The organism is Nocardioides luteus (genome assembly GCF_014648595.1).
GTDB lineage: Bacteria > Actinomycetota > Actinomycetes > Propionibacteriales > Nocardioidaceae > Nocardioides > Nocardioides luteus.
Genome location: NZ_BMRK01000007.1, coordinates 102,468 through 118,244 on the forward strand (window position 1 = coordinate 102,468; position 15,777 = coordinate 118,244).

15 protein-coding genes are annotated in these 15,777 nt (G+C 71.7%); 11 read left to right on the forward strand and 4 right to left on the reverse strand.

Going from position 1 to position 15,777, the window contains the following annotated elements; translation table 11 throughout:
* Window positions 1-58: 58 nt before the first annotated feature.
* Window positions 59-577, forward strand: a complete 519-nt coding sequence (locus IEY81_RS10805) for a hypothetical protein (protein ID WP_189118489.1) — start codon at window positions 59-61, stop codon at window positions 575-577.
* A 30-nt stretch (window positions 578-607) separates the two neighbouring features.
* A complete protein-coding gene (locus IEY81_RS10810; RefSeq protein ID WP_189118490.1) occupies window positions 608-1,057 on the forward strand; it encodes an NUDIX domain-containing protein in 450 nt (149 codons plus the stop codon).
* Here the strand turns inward: IEY81_RS10810 and IEY81_RS10815 are convergent.
* On the reverse strand, window positions 1,042-1,482 hold the full coding sequence (locus IEY81_RS10815; RefSeq protein ID WP_189118491.1) for a VOC family protein: 441 nt from the start codon (window positions 1,480-1,482) through the stop codon (window positions 1,042-1,044). The genes IEY81_RS10810 and IEY81_RS10815 overlap by 16 nt on opposite strands.
* Before the next feature lie 100 nt (window positions 1,483-1,582).
* Between IEY81_RS10815 and IEY81_RS10820 the strand changes: the two genes are divergently transcribed.
* Window positions 1,583-2,542 carry a helix-turn-helix transcriptional regulator gene (locus IEY81_RS10820; protein ID WP_189118492.1) on the forward strand — a complete coding sequence of 320 codons (960 nt, stop codon included), beginning with the start codon at window positions 1,583-1,585 and terminating at the stop codon, window positions 2,540-2,542.
* Between the two features lie 3 nt (window positions 2,543-2,545).
* Here the strand turns inward: IEY81_RS10820 and IEY81_RS10825 are convergent, their stop codons facing one another.
* The gene (locus tag IEY81_RS10825; protein ID WP_229787694.1) at window positions 2,546-3,070 is read right to left on the reverse strand and encodes a cupin domain-containing protein; all 525 of its coding nucleotides are present in this window, start codon (window positions 3,068-3,070) and stop codon (window positions 2,546-2,548) included.
* A 54-nt stretch (window positions 3,071-3,124) separates the two neighbouring features.
* Here IEY81_RS10825 and IEY81_RS10830 point away from each other — a divergent pair, with 54 nt between their 5' ends.
* On the forward strand, window positions 3,125-3,964 hold the full coding sequence (locus tag IEY81_RS10830) for an aminoglycoside phosphotransferase family protein (protein ID WP_229787696.1): 840 nt from the start codon (window positions 3,125-3,127) through the stop codon (window positions 3,962-3,964).
* A 45-nt stretch (window positions 3,965-4,009) separates the two neighbouring features.
* On the forward strand, window positions 4,010-4,657 hold the full coding sequence (locus IEY81_RS10835; protein WP_189118493.1) for an MOSC domain-containing protein: 648 nt from the start codon (window positions 4,010-4,012) through the stop codon (window positions 4,655-4,657).
* Here IEY81_RS10835 and IEY81_RS10840 read toward each other — a convergent pair.
* Together IEY81_RS10840 and IEY81_RS10845 are read right to left on the reverse strand one after the other, a co-directional pair.
* Window positions 4,654-5,745, reverse strand: coding sequence for a hypothetical protein (locus IEY81_RS10840; RefSeq protein WP_189118494.1), 1,092 nt, complete (start codon window positions 5,743-5,745; stop codon window positions 4,654-4,656). The genes IEY81_RS10835 and IEY81_RS10840 overlap by 4 nt on opposite strands.
* Entirely contained in the window at window positions 5,742-6,245 is a 504-nt protein-coding gene (locus IEY81_RS10845) for a sigma-70 family RNA polymerase sigma factor (protein WP_229787698.1), read from the reverse strand. Before IEY81_RS10845 ends, IEY81_RS10840 begins: the two co-directional genes overlap by 4 nt.
* Window positions 6,246-6,342: 97 nt before the next feature.
* On the opposite strand from IEY81_RS10845, the gene IEY81_RS10850 reads away from it, so the two are divergent.
* From IEY81_RS10850 to IEY81_RS10875, 6 genes are all read left to right on the forward strand, one after another.
* The gene (locus IEY81_RS10850) at window positions 6,343-6,855 is read left to right on the forward strand and encodes an ArsR/SmtB family transcription factor (RefSeq protein WP_189118496.1); all 513 of its coding nucleotides are present in this window, start codon (window positions 6,343-6,345) and stop codon (window positions 6,853-6,855) included.
* Complete coding sequence (locus IEY81_RS10855; RefSeq protein WP_189118497.1) at window positions 6,852-8,096, forward strand: MFS transporter; 1,245 nt, start codon at window positions 6,852-6,854, stop codon at window positions 8,094-8,096. The genes IEY81_RS10850 and IEY81_RS10855 overlap by 4 nt, the downstream gene beginning before the upstream one ends.
* Window positions 8,093-9,859, forward strand: a complete 1,767-nt coding sequence (locus IEY81_RS10860; RefSeq protein WP_189118498.1) for a serine hydrolase domain-containing protein — start codon at window positions 8,093-8,095, stop codon at window positions 9,857-9,859. The genes IEY81_RS10855 and IEY81_RS10860 overlap by 4 nt, the downstream gene beginning before the upstream one ends.
* Before the next feature lie 173 nt (window positions 9,860-10,032).
* A complete protein-coding gene (imuA', locus tag IEY81_RS10865; RefSeq protein WP_229787700.1) occupies window positions 10,033-10,722 on the forward strand; it encodes a DnaE2-dependent mutagenesis accessory factor ImuA' in 690 nt (229 codons plus the stop codon).
* Window positions 10,719-12,272, forward strand: coding sequence for a DNA polymerase Y family protein (locus tag IEY81_RS10870; RefSeq protein ID WP_189118499.1), 1,554 nt, complete (start codon window positions 10,719-10,721; stop codon window positions 12,270-12,272). The genes imuA' and IEY81_RS10870 overlap by 4 nt, the downstream gene beginning before the upstream one ends.
* 39 nt (window positions 12,273-12,311) lie before the next feature.
* On the forward strand, window positions 12,312-15,773 hold the full coding sequence (locus tag IEY81_RS10875) for an error-prone DNA polymerase (protein ID WP_189118500.1): 3,462 nt from the start codon (window positions 12,312-12,314) through the stop codon (window positions 15,771-15,773).
* Window positions 15,774-15,777 lie beyond the last annotated feature (4 nt).

Below are 15,777 nucleotides of genomic sequence, written 5' to 3' on the forward strand. Positions count from 1 at the left end.
CGGTTATGCGCAAGAACGGTCAGGCGCGGCGGCTGTGGACGCTGCTTGACTCACAGCCATGCGCACAGAACAGGTTCGATTTCCGACGGAGTACGGCACGCCCAGCGAGCTGATGGCGTGGGAGGACGTACGTGACCGGCTGGCCGAGGCGAAGCAGTTCTGGTTCGCCTTCGAGCGTCCGGGCCGGAGCCCGCACGTGACCCCGCTCGACGGGTCACGTCCGGGCCGGAGCCCGCACGTGACCCCGCTCGACGGGATCTGGTTCGAGGAGAAGCTGGTCTACGGCGGCAGTCCGGAGACGCTCCACCGGCGCCTGGCCGCCGCCCACCCGAAGGTGACGGTGAACCTGCCGGACCCGTGGAAGCTGGTCGTCGTCGAGGGCGAGGTGCGCGAGACCGGGTTCGCGCCGGAGGTCGCCGACGAGATCGCGGGACTGCTGAACGCGAAGTATCCCGAGTACGGAGAGAACGTCTTCCGGGCGAAGGACTACACCGAGGGCGTGCCGGCCGTGCACCCGCGCCGGATTCGCGCCTGGACCTCGTTCCCGAAGGACGCCACCGCCTTCGTCTTCGACTGAGCGTCCAGGGGCCGTTGTAGTCTCCCGGAGATGCACTTCACCGAGTACGACACCCGGGTAGCCGCGTACGCCGTCATCGTCGACGACGCGGAGCGGATCCTGCTGAGCTGGTTCAACGGCAACCACCGCACCGAGCCCGGCTGGACGCTGCCCGGCGGCGGCGTCGACTACGGCGAGCAGCTGCCGGCCGCGGTCGTGCGTGAGGTGAAGGAGGAGACGGGCTACGACGTCGAGGTCGGAGCGCCGCTGGCCACCAACGTCTACGTGGTGCCGTTCCAGCCGGGCCGCCGGCCCTACCAGTCCACGCGGGTCATCTTCGAGGCGCGGATCGTCGGCGGTGAGCTCGGCACGCTGGAGGTCGACGGCACCACCGACTTCGCCGAGTGGGTGACGCTCGAGGAGGCGGCGCAGGTGCCCGAGTCGGCCGCCGACATCATTCGCGTCGGGATCGAGGCGTGGCGGGCTCAGTCGGCCCGGTAGTCGCTCTGAGCGGCCGGCTGACGGCTCATCTCCAGGTAGTGCGGGCTGTGCATCAGCCCGATCACGTTGCCGAACGGGTCGGCGACGGTGGCGATCTCCCAGCCGGGCTCGCCGAGCGGCCTCGGGGCGGCGAGCCCCGTCGCACCGTGGGCGAGCAGGCGGTCGTACGACTCCTGGACGTCGTCGACGTGCCAGTGCATGATCGCGCCGGCGGGTCCGGCGGCTGAGTAGCCCTCGGGCGCGTAGCGGCGGTCGAGGAGGCCGAGCTCGTCCTGGCTGTCGCCGATGCGGAACTCGACGTAGGCCGGCTCCTCCGCGCTGGGCCGGGCGAAGTAGGGCTCGATGCCGAGAAGGTCCTGATACCAGGCGGCGGCTGCCTTCACGTCGTCGACGAGGTAGTTGATCGTGGTGAATCCGCGGAACATGGTGCCTCTTCTCTCTCGCGGTGTGACACCCATGCTTCCGGTCAAAGTGCTCATCTCATGAGCACTTTGTATGGCAATCTCGAATCATGAGGTCCCAACCATGAGGGCGGAGCGGATGATCGTCACGCTCCTGCTGCTGCAGGCGCGCGGCCGGGTGACCGCAGCCGAGCTCGCGAGCGAGCTGGAGGTCTCGGTGGCGACCGCCCGCCGCGACCTCGAGTCGCTCGCCGCCTCGGGCGTGCCCGTCTATCCGCAGCCAGGGCGGGGCGGCGGCTGGTCGCTCGTGGGTGGTGCGCGCACCGACCTGAGCGGGTTGACCGGACCCGAGTCGCAGGCGCTGTTCACCCTGGTCGGGCCTGGAGCAGGCGCCTCGCCCGAGGCCCAGCAGGCGGTCCGCAAGCTGCTCCGGGCGCTGCCGAGCCCGTTCCGAGCCGACGCAGCGGCGGCCGCGGAGGCGGTACGCCTCGACGCCGGCGCCTGGGGCGAGCAGCGCCGTTCGCGGCCTCCGGTCGTCGACGTGGTGCAGCAGGCGGTGATCGACCGGCGCCGGGTGCGCCTCGACTACACCAGCCGGACCGGCCACGTCGGGCCCACCCTGTTCGACCCGCTCGGCCTCGTCGCCAAAGACGACCTGTGGTACCTCCTGGCCATCCGCGAGGGCAGCCCCGACGTACGCACCTACCGGATGGACCGGGTCGCCTTTGTCGAGGTGACGGAGGAGCCGGTGGAGCGGCCCGCGGACTTCGACCTGGCACGCGAGTGGCAGCGGGTGGTGGCGTACGTCGAGGAGCGGCGCTCGCGGGTGCGGGCCACGGTGCTCGCGCGCAAGCGCCACCTGTGGGTGCTGCGCGACCACTTCGGCACCTACCTCGATGTCAGCGGCGACGCTCCCTCGCTCGGCGAGGACGAGCGGATCGAGGTGACCGTCGCGGCCCACACCGCCCGGTCCATCGCCGAGCAGCTGGCCGGGTGGGGATCGATGCTCGAGGTGACCGGCCCCGAGGACGTACGCCGCGAGCTGGCCCGCATCGGGACCGAGCTGGTCGCGGCGTACGCCTGAGGCTCAGTCGACCCAGTAGTTGTCGTGCAGCTTGTAGAACTCCGCCATGTCGTCCGGGCCGAGCTCGGTGCCCTCGGCGAGCTCGCGCAGCCCCTCGAAGTAGCCCTCGCGCGGTGCGCCGGGCGTGAAGTGGAGCAACATCGAGGCGGGCTCGTCGGCGACGTTGCGAAAGCCGTGCAGGCCGCCCGCCGGCACGTGCACGAAGTCGCCGGCACCGGCCGGGATCCACTCCTCGCCGTTGTAGATCTTGACCGTGCCGGTCAGCACGTAGAACGACTCGGCCACGGCGCGGTGGAAGTGCGGTCCCGGGCCGGTCTCGTTGGGGCCGAAGTGCCAGCGGTAGAGCCCGTAGTCGCCGGCGGTCGTCGCGCCGGTGGCGAGATAGTCGACCTTCACCCCGTTGGGATAGCTGAGGTCGGGGGCAGCGGAGTCGGGACGGTGGTAGGCGGAGACCTCGCCGGCCTCGCTGTGGTAGCGCTCGGGCGGGTAGGGAACGCCTCGGGTCCCCATCGACTCGGGAAGTGACATGGCCCCAACCTGCCCGATCCGGCAGGGGTTGGGAAGCGGATTAAGGTGGCTCGGGTGACGTGGCTCGAAGAGCTCGCCGAGGTGGCGCGCGACCTGCGTGAGGAATGGGCGCTGACGCCCGACGGGGAGCCGACCAACGGCCGCACCGCCCTCGTCCACCCGGTACGCACCGCCGACGGCCGGCCCACGGTGCTGAAGGTCGTCCGGCCCCACTGGGAGGCGGAGCACGAGGCGCTGGCGCTGCAGACCTGGGGCGGCCGGGGCGTCGTACGTCTGCTCCGGGCCGACCCGAGGCGGTTCGCGATCCTGCTCGAGCGGCTGCACACGGAGGATCTCTCCGGCCTCTGGGACGTGCAGGCGTGCGAGATCGTGGGCGGGTTCTACCGGCGGCTGCACGTCCCGGCCCCGCCGCAGCTGCGTACGCTCTCGGACCAGGCCGCGCGCTGGGAGCGTGAGCTCGGGGAGAAGGAGCGGCGGCTCCCGGTGCCGCCGCGGATGGTCGAGCAGGCCCGCTCGATCGCCCGCGACTTCGCCAAGGACGGGGCCACCGACGGTCGGCTGATCCACACCGACCTGCACTTCGAGAACGTCCTGCGCGGTGACCGCGAGGAGTGGCTGGTGATCGACCCCAAGCCGCTCTCCGGCGACCCGCACTACGAGGTCGCGCCGATGCTGTGGAACCGCTTCGACGAGTACGCCGGCCGGATCCGCGACGGCGTCCGGATGCGTTTCTTCGCGCTCGTCGACACCGCCGAGCTCGACGAGGACCGGGCCCGGGCGTGGGCGGTGCTGAGGCTGGTCGTCAACGTCAAGGGCGAGCTCGAGGACAACCCGACGCCCGACAAGGACTGGATCACCGCGATGATCTCGGTCGCCAAGGCCGTCCAGGACTGAGAAACCGTTCGACCCTCGTCGCGGGCTCGCGGGAGAATCAGCGCCATGCCCATCGTACGAAGCGTCAACATCGGTCCGTCCCAGCCCGCGGAGTGGGCGGGGGTGGGTGCGACCTCGATGGTGAAGACGGCCGTGCCCGGGCCGGTGCGAGTGCTTTGCGACGGCATCGTCGACGACACCCAGACCGACCGCCGCTTCCACGGCGGCGAGGAGCAGGCGGTCTACGCCTTCGCGCGCGAGGACCTCGACCTGTGGGGCTCGCGGCTGGGTGCGAGGCTCCGCGACGGCCAGTTCTCGGAGAACCTCACCACCGAGGGGATCGACATCAACGAGGCTCTGGTGGGGGAGCAGTGGCGGATCGGGACGGTGCTGCTGCAGGTCTGCAGCGTGCGTACGCCCTGCAACGACTTCAAGAGCTGGATGGGCCTGAGCGGCTACGACAACACCGGGTGGGTCAAGAGGTTCGCGGCGGAGTCGCGGCCAGGGCCCTATCTACGTGTGCTCGAGGAGGGGCAGCTGCAGGCCGGTGACGAGATCGTCGTCGTCCACCGTCCCGACCACGACATCACCGTCTCGACGCTCTTCCGGGCGCTCAACATCGACCGCAGCCTGCTCCCGAGCCTCCTCGGGATCGAGGGGCTCGGGGACAAGCCGCGGGCGAGGGCGGAGAGGTACGTCGCGGCCCGGTCCTAGGGTCCGCAGGGCTGTCCGTCGCAGCCGCTCAGATAGAGACCGTCGGGGGAGACGCCCTGGATCTTGAGCTTGTCCAGCTGGTCCTCGCTGAGCGTCCCGAGCGGGATCAGCGCGACAGCCACGTTGTCCTCGGTGATCGTCGCGTCGAACCGCTTCTCGCCGACCCAGAACCAGGCGGACTCCACCGACTCGTTGCCGAGCGACCGCGTCACCCGGATCCCTTCAGCGGTCTCGGTCCACGTGGTGGTCGGCGCCTCGCGCTGGACGTCACCGGGCTCCGGGTGGACCAGGTTGCCGTCCGCGTCGTGGGCGCGGAACGTCGCCGACCCGGTGGCGACCGGGTGGTCGGTCCAGGCGACCGCGACGCCGTTGACGATGGTCGCCGGGAAGTCCTCGCCGCTCGAGGTGAAGACCACCTCGGTGACGCCCAGCTCCTCGGGGACGGGAACCCAGAAGTACGTGCCAGCGCCGCTGGGTCCACGGGCGAAGCCCTCCCACGGTCCGGTCTCGGCGAAGGCACCCCAGACCTGGTGGTGGCCGTAGGCCTCGGCAAGGTCAGGCTCGCTGTCGGGATCCGGGTCGGCGGTCTGCGGCGTCGAGCAGGTGACCTCGTAGTCGGGTCCGTCGAAGTACGCCATGACCGTCGGCCCGCGCTTCTCGGCGAGGAACGGCCAGGTGCCAGCCGGGATCCGCTCGGCTTCATCGGGGTCGACGGCATTGCCCGCCTCGGGGAACTCGGCCCACAGGGACACGATGTCAGCCCAGGCGGTCTTCAGGCACGCCTCGCTCAACGTGTCGAGCTCCTCGGGCGTGAGGTTGGTCGGGTCGCCCGACCAGTCGACGGGGGCCTTCTGCCCGGGCGCGGACGTCATCGACGGTTCCGGGGTGGCGATGTTCGAGTCGATCAGCCGGTCGGGGACCGCGACGTACGCCATGACCCCGGCGGCTGCGAAGGCGGCGACCGCGGCGACCGCCTTGGTGCCGCGCCGGCGGCGCCGCATCCAGTCGCCCCGGCGCAGGACCTCCTCGGCGGGTACGTCCAGGGTCCGGCGGCTGCTGGTGCGCAGCAGGCTCTCGATGTCGTTCATGACAGCATCCCTTCGGGGTCGGTCAGCTGCAGCCGCAGGTTGTTGAGTGCGTGATGGAGCGAGGCGGAGACGGTGCCGCGGGCGATGCCGAGCTCCTGCGCGGTCGTCTCGGCGTCGAGGTCGAGGAAGTAGCGCAGCGCGACCACCTGCCGTTGTCGCGGGGGCAGCCGGCGTACGGCCTCCAGCAGGTGGTGGTCGGTGTCGAGGTCGGAGCCGTGGTGGGGCAGCGGCTCGGGGGCGTCGGGGACGGTCAGCTCGCGGCGGCGCTTGCGCCACCAGGAGATGTCGACGTTGATCGCGGTGCGCACCACCCAGGCGGCCGGGGACCCGGCCAGCCGGACCGTCGGCCAGCGCGACCAGGCTCGGGCGAACGCCTCGGCGGTCGCCTCCTCGGCTCGCGCCGGATCCATGCCGGTCGCGATCGCCGCGCGCAGGCAGCGGTCCTTGGCACCGACGTAGAAGTCGGCGAACTCTTCTCGGCTCACGCCTGCTTGACGCACGGCAGCCATTATCGGTTTAGCCGCGACCTGCTTTAAGTGGTTGACGGTTTCGACGGGTCTGGCGAGACTCACTCCCAAACAACTCTTGGGAGGTCCGATGGACGAGAAGCTCTCGCTGCTGCGGGCGGCCGGGCACCCGCTGCGGCTCCGCATGCTGTCGCTGCTGACCGGGGTGGAGCTCTCCGCCGCGGAGGTTGCGCGAGAGCTCGACCTGACCCATGCCAACGCCTCGTACCATCTGCGGCTGCTCGAGAACGCCGGGCTGCTCGTGATCGCGGGCGAGGAGCGCATCCGGGGCGGGGTAGCCAAGCGCTACCGCTACGCCTGGCGGCAGGACCCCGACGCGGGCCCGCCATCCCCGGAGGACGACGAGGTGCACACCCGCGCGATCGCCGAGGAGCTCGTACGCCGCCGCCGGCTGCGCGCGGACGGCCCGGCGATCGTCTCCGACGCGGAGATGTGGGTCGAGCCCGAGATCTGGCAGCGGGTCCACGATCTCGTCCAGGAGGCCAGCGGTCTGCTCCACGACAACGCTCGCCCGCCGCGTACGGAGGGCACGATCCACGTGAACCTCACCGCGTCGGCCTTCGTGATGGGGGACGGGGAGTGAGCGTCAAGGAGAGTCTCTTCGTCCTGAAGGACCGCGACTTCGGGTGGTTCTTCGCGTCCCGGTTCGTGAACATGGCCGGTTCGTCGATGTCCCACGTGGCGCTCGCGTTCGCGGTGCTGGAGGTCACCGACTCGGCCTCGGCGCTGGGCTACGTGATCGCTGCGCACACCATCCCGATGGTCGTCTTCCTGCTGATCGGCGGGGTGATCGCCGACCGGTTCCCGCGGCGGCTGGTGCTGCAGGTGAGCAACGTCGCCTCCGCCGCGACCCAGGCGGCCGCGGCGACGCTGGTGATCACCGGCCACGCCGAGATCTGGCACCTGGTCGTCCTGGAGGCGGTCAACGGCACCACGATGGCGATGGCCTTCCCGGCGATGCAGGGGATGGTGCCGCAGCTGGTGCCGAAGAAGGACCTGCAGCCGGCCAACCTGCTGCTCTCGATGACGCGCAGCACCCTGACGATCCTGGGTCCTTCGGTGGCGGCAGCGCTGGTCGTCGGCGTCGGTGCGGGCTGGGCGCTGGCGGTCGACTCGCTGGCCTGGCTGCTCGCGGCGCTCTTCCTGCTGCCGGTGCGGATCCCGTCGCGGTCGGCGGATGCGGAGAAGACCTCGGCGATCGAGGACCTGCGCGCGGGATGGACCTACTTCCGCACCACGACCTGGCTGTGGGTCGTCGTGGTCGCCTTCATGATCCTCAACGCGATGCAGTCCGGCGGGCAGCAGGTGCTCGGCCCGGCGTACGCGAAGTCCTCCTCGATCGGAGTCGAGGGCTGGGGCCTGGCCAACTCGGCTCTCGCGGCCGGGATGCTCGTCATGACCATCGTGCTGATGCGAGGCACGATCCGGCGTCCGCTGCGGGCGGGGATGTTCGGCATCATGGCGTTCTCGCTGCCCTTCTTCGTGCTCGCGTTCTGGCCGGAGACGGTGCCGCTTGTGCTGGCGATGGCCATCGCGGGCGCCGGCATCGAGGTCTTCAGCCTCGGCTGGAGCCTGGCGATGCAGGAGAACGTCCCCGAGGAGATGCTCTCTCGCGCCTACTCCTATGACGCGCTCGGCTCGTTCATCGCGATGCCGGTCGGGCAGCTGCTCTACGGTCCGTTGGCGGGCTGGTTCGGGGCGCGGCCGGTCTTCCTGGTGAGCGGCGTGCTCTACGTGTTGGTCTGTCTGGCCACGCTCGCGGTGCCCTCGGTGGTTAGGCTGCAACGCGTCGAGCAACCTGCCACCGAAGGAACGCCCGTATGAGTCTCAACACCGCCGTCGTCGACGAGCTGTTCCAGCAGCGCTTCGAGGAGAAGCTGACCCCTGGCCTGGCCTACGGGGTCGTACGCGGCTCCGAGCTGGTCCACTCCGGGGCTTTCGGCGCGACGACCGAGGGCGGTCCCGCGCCGACCGCGGAGAGCTCCTTCCGGATCGCGTCGATGTCGAAGTCGTTCACGGCAGCCGCGGTGCTGCTGCTGCGCGACCGCGGTCAGCTCGACCTCGACGAGGCGATCGCGCAGTACGTGCCCGAGCTCGTCGATCAGGCGCCCTACTCCGCCGACTCGCCGGCGGTGACGCTGCGGCTGCTGCTCTCGATGTCGGCCGGGCTGCCGACCGACGACCCGTGGGGCGACCGGCAGGAGTCGCTCTCCTACGACGCCTTCGGCACCTTCCTCGACGGTGGCTTCACGACCGGGCGGGAGCCGGGGGTCGGGTTCGAGTACTCCAACCTCGGCTACGCGCTGCTCGGGCGGGCGATCGAGAACGTGGTGGGTGGTGACTCCCCTGAGGGAGCGAACCGGGACTTCGTCGAGCACGAGCTGCTGGCGCCGCTGGGGATGACCTCCTCGGCCTACGCGCCCGAGGCCGTGCCCAACCGGGTGCCCGGCCACGTACCGGCGCTCCATCCGGCGTGGGCGGGCGACCGGCTCGAGGGGCCGAGGACCTGGACCGCGCTGGAGCCGGTGCCGTCCGGCTCCTTCGCGGCGATGGGCGGCCTGCACTCCTCGGTGGCCGACCTGGCGCGGTGGGTCGGTGGCTTCCTGGGTGCCTTCACCTCGGCCGCCGACGGCCACCCGCTCTCGAAGGCGTCGCGGCGGGAGATGCAGCAGCTGCACCGGTTCGGCTCGGTGTCGGCCTCGCTGGGCTTCGACGGCCCCGAGGCCGGGGTCGGGGCGATGGCCACCGGCTACGGCTACGGCCTGATGATCGACCACGACAGCCGGCTCGGGCAGTTCGTCCACCACTCCGGCGGCTACCCCGGCTACGGCTCGCGGATGGTCTGGCACCCCGCCACCGGGCTCGGCGTGATCACCCTGTCCAACAGCACCTACGCCGGAGCCTCGCCGACCGCGATGGCCGCGCTGCGCTCGCTGGTCTCCGCGGAGCTGGCCGAGGGCGGTCCCTACCGGTTCTCCACGGTGGTCAAGGGCCTGCGCCCGCGGCTCGACTCGGCGCTGGAGGCCGCGGTCGAGCGGCTGCGTACCTTCGACCCGGCGGGCTCCGAGGTCTTCGCCACCCCGTCGCTCTTCGCCGACAACGTCGAGCTCGACGCCCCCGACGCCGCCCGGCGCCAGCAGATCACCCAGGCGCGCGCGAAGGTCGGGCTCCCGCTGGGCGGTGCGCCCTACGGCTACTTCTCCCGGGCGATGGGCGTCGCGCTGGCCGTGGTGCCGGCCGAGAAGGGCCGCTACGACATCGAGGTCATGCTCTCGCCCGAGGCCGAGCCGCGGATCCAGACGATGCGGATCAACGCGGTGCCCGACGCTCCTGAGGATGTCGTCGCCGCCGCTCGGGCCGCCCTCGAGGAGAACACCCCGGTCATCTGCGCCCTCCGCGCCTTCGGCGACCCCGAGCTCATCACCACGCCGCTGACCGGTGACGGCTCCTCGAAGGCCGACTTCCTCGTCGTGGCCGGTGCGACCCACTGGAAGATCTCGGTCGCGAAGTCCACCGCGACGGTCACCGCCCTCCCCACCTCCGACAACCCCCGCCTCACCTACCTGGCCTCCGCCCTCCGCACCTGACCCACCCGCCGAGACGTCAGAAATCGACGCCGAGCGGGCAGAAATAGACGCCGAGTGGGCACTGAATTTCTGTGCCCTCACTGACCTCTCGGGGTCGATTTTCGACGTCTCGGCGTCAAAAACTGACGTCTCGGCGGGTTGCTCTGTTCGAACAAATGTTCGATACTCATTGGGTGGGAGTGGTTGCGGGGATCGATCGACATCAGAGGCTGGCTCAGATCGAGCAGCTTCGGTCGAAGGTGCGCCGGCTGGAGCAGAAGCCGGGCATGGGCGCGGAGCTGGCCACCCACGCGGCGCTCGGTGGGGTGGTGCAGCTGCGGGCCGGTGGGACGTACGCGGCCGACTCGCTGTCGCTGGCGATGCTGCTGATGGCGGGGCCCTCGGCGGCGGGGGAGTGGTCCGCCGTCGTCGGGGTGGAGGACTTCGGGGTGGAGGCTGCGGCCGAGCTCGGGGTGGATCTCGAGCGGACCATTGTGGTGCCCCGGCCGAAGGACTCCTGGCTGGAGGCGACCGCGGCGCTGGTCGACGTGACCACGCTGGTGCTGGTCCGGCCGACCGGACGGGTGACGCCCGCCGTGGCCGAGAAGATCGGCGCCCGGCTGCGCACCCGCGGCGCCGCGCTGGTCGCGCTGGGCGACTGGCCGAGAGCAGACGTACGCCTCCGGGCGACCGAGCCGAGCTGGGTCGGGCTGGGTGCCGGCGACGGCCATCTGCGGGCCCGGCGGATGGTGGTCGAGGCGGTGCGCGGGACGGCCCCGCCGCGGCGTACGGCGCTGTGGTTCCCGGGTCCGGACGGTGCCACCCGGAAAGTCATGGAGCCCGTCGCGGACATCGCCGACCTGCGGAAGCAGGAGTCGGCATGAGCCGCACGCTGGTGGTCTGGTGCGCCGACTGGCCGGTCGCCGCGGCGCTGGGTGAGCAGGGGCTGCCGCGCCACCTGCCGGCGGCCGTCTTCGCGCAGAACCGGGTCCAGGCCTGCAACCAGGCGGCGCGGGAGTTCGGGATCAAGCGCGGGATGCGGCGCCGGGACGCGCAGGCGCGCTGTCCCGAGGTGCAGGTGCTCGCCGCCGACGACGCCCGCGACGCGCGGGTCTTCGAGGAGGTGCTGCTGCGCCTGGAGGAGCTGCGTCCCGGGGTCATGCCGCTGCGTCCCGGGCTGGCCGCGCTGCGTTCGCCGGCCCGCTTCTACGGCGGCGAGGAGGAGGCCGGCGCCGCGATCGCCGAGTGCGTGGTCGGGCTCGGGATCTGGGACGTCCGGATCGGCATCGCCGACGAGCTCTTCACCGCCGAGCAGGCCGCCCGCAGCGCCGGTCTGCAGGAGACCTACGCGGTCCCGGCGGACGGCGGATCCACCGCCTTCCTGCGCGCCCTGCCGGTGCACGTGCTCGAGGATGCCAACGCGGTCAGCCTGCTGCAGCGGCTCGGCCTGACCACGCTCGGCGGTCTCGCCGACCTGCCGGGTGCCGACGTCAAGGCACGTTTCGGGGCGCAGGCCGCCTGGGTCCGCCAGGTGATCCACGGCGAGGGTGCGCGCCCGGTGACGGGGCGTACGCCACCACCCGAGCTCGCCACCGAGGTGGCCTTCGAGCCGCCGCTCGACTCCGCGGAGGCGGTCTGCTTCTCGGCCCGGCAGGCGGCCGAGGGGTTCGTGAAGGGGCTGGCCGCGCGGCAGGAGGTCTGCACCGAGGTGCGGATCGAGATCGTCATGGAGGACGTCCCGGACGCGGTGCGCACCTGGGCGCACCCGCGGTGGTTCTCCGCCGCCGACCTCATCGACCGGCTGCACTGGCAGCTGGCCGGGGTCAGGACAGGATCGACAGGCCCGGCCCGCAAGGGTGGCGCCGTCATGACCGTCCGCTTCGTCCCCGAGGTCGCCGTCTCCGAGGCGGTCCACGCCGACGGCCTCTGGGGCGGCACCGACGAGCGCGTCAACCGGGGCATCGCGCGGGTGCAGGGGCTGCTCGGCCACGAGGCCGTCGTCGCCCCCGTGGTCCAGGGTGGCCGGAGCCCCCGCGACCGGCAGGCGTACGTCCCCTGGGGCGACCGCCCCAGCACCCTCCGCGACCGCACGCTCCCGTGGCCGGGCTCGATCCCACCCCCGGCGCCGGCCCGGGTGCTGGCCGACCCGTGGCCGGCGGAGGTCTGCGACCAGGCCGGGCGGCCGGTCGTGGTGCTCCCGCGCGGCGGTCTCTCCGGCGACCCGGCGCGCTATCGGCCGGCGGCCGGCTCGGGATCAGCAGAGCCCTGGCAGCGGATCGCCTCCTGGGCCGGCCCGTGGCCGGTCACCGAGGCGTGGTGGGAGCCGTCGGCCGGGCGCCGGGTCGCCCGGTTCCAGCTCGTCGGGGTCGACGGCCGCGCCTGGCTGGCCACCTTCGACACCGACCACTGGCTCACCGAAGCCAGCTATGACTGAGGCAGCTATGACTGAGCCAGCCCACAGAGGAGCGCGCTGATGGGCTGGAACAACCCAGGGATCCCCTGGAAGGAGCTGGAGCGGCGGCTCTCCGGCCGCCCGCCGCGCGACCCCTACGGCGACGCACCGATCTCGCGCCGCAAGAAGCGGCTGGGCGATGAGGAGGTGCACGGGCCGGAGGGCCCGGTGGTGCCCTACGCCGAGCTCCACGCCCACTCCGACTTCTCCTTCCTCGACGGAGCGAGCTCACCCTCCGCCCTGGTCGCCGAGGCCATCCGGCAGGGGCTGCACGGCATCGCGATCACCGACCACGACGGGTTCTACGGTGCTCCGGCCTTCGCCGAGGCGGCCCAGAAGCTGGCCTCGACGAGCTCGACCACCGATGGGCAGCTGAGGACCATCTACGGCGCCGAGCTGTCGCTGGGTCTGACCAAGCCGCAGAACGGCATCGCCGACCCCGAGGGCAGCCACCTCCTGGTGCTGGCCCGGGGCGTCGACGGCTACCGACAGCTCGCCGGCGCGATCACCGAGGCCCAGCTGAGGGGCGACGAGAAGGGCCGGCCGACCTACGACCTCGACGAGCTCGCCGACCGGGCGCGAGGCGGTGACTGGCTGATCCTGACCGGCTGCCGCAAGGGCACCGTCCGCCAGGCCCTCACCAGCTCCGGCCCGATCGCCGCCGCCCGCGAGCTGCGCGCGCTCACCGACCGGTTCGGCCACGACAACGTCGTCGTCGAGCTGACCGACCGCGGCCACCCGACCGACTCCTACGACAACCACATGCTCGCCGACATCGCCCGCGAGGTCGGCCTGCCCACGGTCGCCACCAACAACGTCCACTACGCCACCCCCGAGCGCCACCGGGTCGCCGACGCGCTCGCCGCGGTCCGCGCCCGCCGCACCCTGGGCGAGATCGCCGGCTGGCTCCCGGCCGGCCCGACGGCGTACGTCCGCTCGGGGGAGGAGATGCAGCATCTCTTCCGGCGCTACCCGGGAGCGGTGGAACGCAGCGTCGAGATCGCCGAGGAGTGCGCCTTCGACCTGCGCAAGGCCACCCCGAGGCTGCCCAAGCGCGGCATCCCCGAGACCCACACGCCCGCCAGCTGGCTGCGCCACCTGACCGAGCGCGGTTTCGCGGAGCGTTATGCGCGGGCGTACGCCTCCGACCCGGAGTTCGTCGAAAGGGCCCGGGAGCGCGTCGAGCACGAGCTCGAGGTCATCGAGCGCAAGGACTTCCCGGGCTACTTCGTGATCGTGCACGACATCGTCGAGTACGCGCGGAGCCAGAAGATCCTGTGCCAGGGGCGAGGGTCGGCGGCCGCCTCCGCGGTCTGCTACGCGCTCGGGATCACCGCCATCGACCCGGTCTTCTACCGGCTGCCGTTCGAGCGGTTCATCTCCGAGCACCGCGAGGAGGAGCCCGACATCGACGTCGACTTCGACTCCGACCGGCGCGAGGAGGTGATCCAGTGGGTCTACCGCCGCTACGGGCGGCGCAACGCGGCGCAGGTCGCCAACATCGTCGGCTACCGGCCGAAGATGGCCGTACGCGACGCCGCCAAGGCCCTGGGTCACTCACCCGGCCAGCAGGACGCCTGGTCCAAGCACATCGGCTACTCCCGGGTCGAGGCGCCCGAGGAGATCGGCGTACCCGCGCCGGTGCTGGCGCTGGCCACCGAGATCCACGGGGCGCCGCGCCACCTCGGCATCCACTCCGGCGGGATGGTGCTGACCGAGGAGCCGATCGGGGAGGTGGTGCCGATCGAGCGGGCCCGGATGGAGGACCGCACCGTGATCCAGTGGGACAAGGACGCCGCCGAATACATGGGCCTGGTGAAGTTCGACCTGCTCGGGCTCGGCATGCTGGCGGCGCTCGACCACATGATGCGGCTGGCCGCGGCCCACCTCGACGAGCGCTGGACGCTGGCGACCATGCCCAAGGAGGAGCCGGCGGTCTACGACATGCTCTGCCGGGCCGACTCGATCGGCGTCTTCCAGGTGGAGTCGCGCGCCCAGATCGGCACCCTGCCGCGACTGCAGCCGCGGTGCTTCTACGACCTGGCCATCGAGATCGCGCTGATCCGGCCCGGGCCGGTCCAGGGTGGGGCGGTCCATCCCTACGTACGCAGGGCCACCGGGAAGGACCCGGTCAGCTATGCCCACGAGCTGCTGATCCCGGTGCTCGAGCGCACCCTCGGAGTGCCGCTGTTCCAGGAGCAGCTGATGGAGATGGGACGCGTGCTCGGTGACTTCAGCGTCGATGACGCCGACCTGCTGCGCCGGGCGATGGGCTCCAAGCGGGGCGTCGAGCGCATCGACTCCCTCAAGGAGAAGCTCTACCGCGGCATGCGGGCCAAAGGGATGACCGATACCACCGCCCAGGCGGTCTACACCCAGATCCTCTCCTTCGCGAACTTCGGCTTCGCCGAGTCCCACGCGCTGAGCTTCGCCAAGCTCGTCTACGCCTCCTCGTGGTTCAAGCTCCACTACCCGGCTGCGTTCCTGGCCGGCCTCCTCCGTGCCCAGCCGATGGGCTTCTACTCGCCGCAGTCGCTGACCCAGGACGCCCGCCGCCACGGTGTGGAGGTACGCCGCCCCGACCTGCTCCGCAGCCAGGCGGCCGCCGATCTCGAGCCCCTCGCGGAGGTCGAGCTCGGCACCGGTCCGGAGGTCGAGCCTGTCGAGATCACCGGGCTGGACGAGTGCCTGCACGACGGGGAGAAGACCGCCTGGGTGCCCGGCACCCCCGACCCGACCCCGGTCCACCGGCGCGACGGCAACCTCGCGGTGCGGCTGGGGCTCGACTCCGTACGCGGCATCGGCAAGGACGTCGCCGAGCGGATCGTGAAGGCACGCGAGGAGGCACCGTTCAAGGACTCCCTCGACCTCTCCCGCCGCGCCGGTCTGGAGCGGGCCCAGCTCGAGGCGCTGGCGACCGCGGGCTGTCTGGAGGTGTTCACCTCCAGCCGCCGTCAGGCGCTGTGGCAGGCGGGCTGGACCGAGAGCGAGGACCAGCTCGAAGGGGTGCGGTTCACCGCCGAGGCGCCCGCACTACCCGGCCTGGACCCGGTCGAGGAGACCCTCGCCGACCTCTGGGCGACCGGAGTCACCCCCGGCAGCCACCCCTTCGCCCATCTCCGCGCGGGCCTGACCGCGGCCGGGCTGCCGAGGATCGGCGACCTGCCCGAGGCCGAGGCCGGCCGGCGCATCACCGTGGCCGGCCTGGTCACCCACCGCCAGCGTCCGGGCACCGCCGGTGGGGTCACCTTCATCAACCTCGAGGACGAGACCGGCATGCTCAACGTCATCTGCTCGGCCGGGCTGTGGAGGCGCCACCGCAAGATCGCCGTCTCCACCTCGGTGATGCTCATCCGCGGCATCCTCGAGCGCAACGACGGCGTGACCAATCTCGTCGCCGACCGCCTCGCCCCGCTGGAGGAGATCCACCCCGAGGCGGCCCGGGCGACCTCCTCCCGCCACCGCTCCCGCGACTTCCGCTGACCCC

Coding starts and splice junctions, on each gene's coding strand:
- IEY81_RS10825 (WP_229787694.1), bottom strand. CDS start 3,070: ATGTCACTTCCCGAGTCGATGGGGACCCGAGGCGTTCCCTACCCGCCC.
- IEY81_RS10870 (WP_189118499.1), top strand. CDS start 10,719: ATGAGCCGCACGCTGGTGGTCTGGTGCGCCGACTGGCCGGTCGCCGCG.
- IEY81_RS10835 (WP_189118493.1), top strand. CDS start 4,010: ATGCCCATCGTACGAAGCGTCAACATCGGTCCGTCCCAGCCCGCGGAG.
- IEY81_RS10810 (WP_189118490.1), top strand. CDS start 608: ATGCACTTCACCGAGTACGACACCCGGGTAGCCGCGTACGCCGTCATC.
- IEY81_RS10850 (WP_189118496.1), top strand. CDS start 6,343: ATGGACGAGAAGCTCTCGCTGCTGCGGGCGGCCGGGCACCCGCTGCGG.
- IEY81_RS10875 (WP_189118500.1), top strand. CDS start 12,312: ATGGGCTGGAACAACCCAGGGATCCCCTGGAAGGAGCTGGAGCGGCGG.
- IEY81_RS10820 (WP_189118492.1), top strand. CDS start 1,583: ATGAGGGCGGAGCGGATGATCGTCACGCTCCTGCTGCTGCAGGCGCGC.
- IEY81_RS10815 (WP_189118491.1), bottom strand. CDS start 1,482: ATGTTCCGCGGATTCACCACGATCAACTACCTCGTCGACGACGTGAAG.
- IEY81_RS10805 (WP_189118489.1), top strand. CDS start 59: ATGCGCACAGAACAGGTTCGATTTCCGACGGAGTACGGCACGCCCAGC.
- IEY81_RS10860 (WP_189118498.1), top strand. CDS start 8,093: ATGAGTCTCAACACCGCCGTCGTCGACGAGCTGTTCCAGCAGCGCTTC.
- IEY81_RS10840 (WP_189118494.1), bottom strand. CDS start 5,745: ATGAACGACATCGAGAGCCTGCTGCGCACCAGCAGCCGCCGGACCCTG.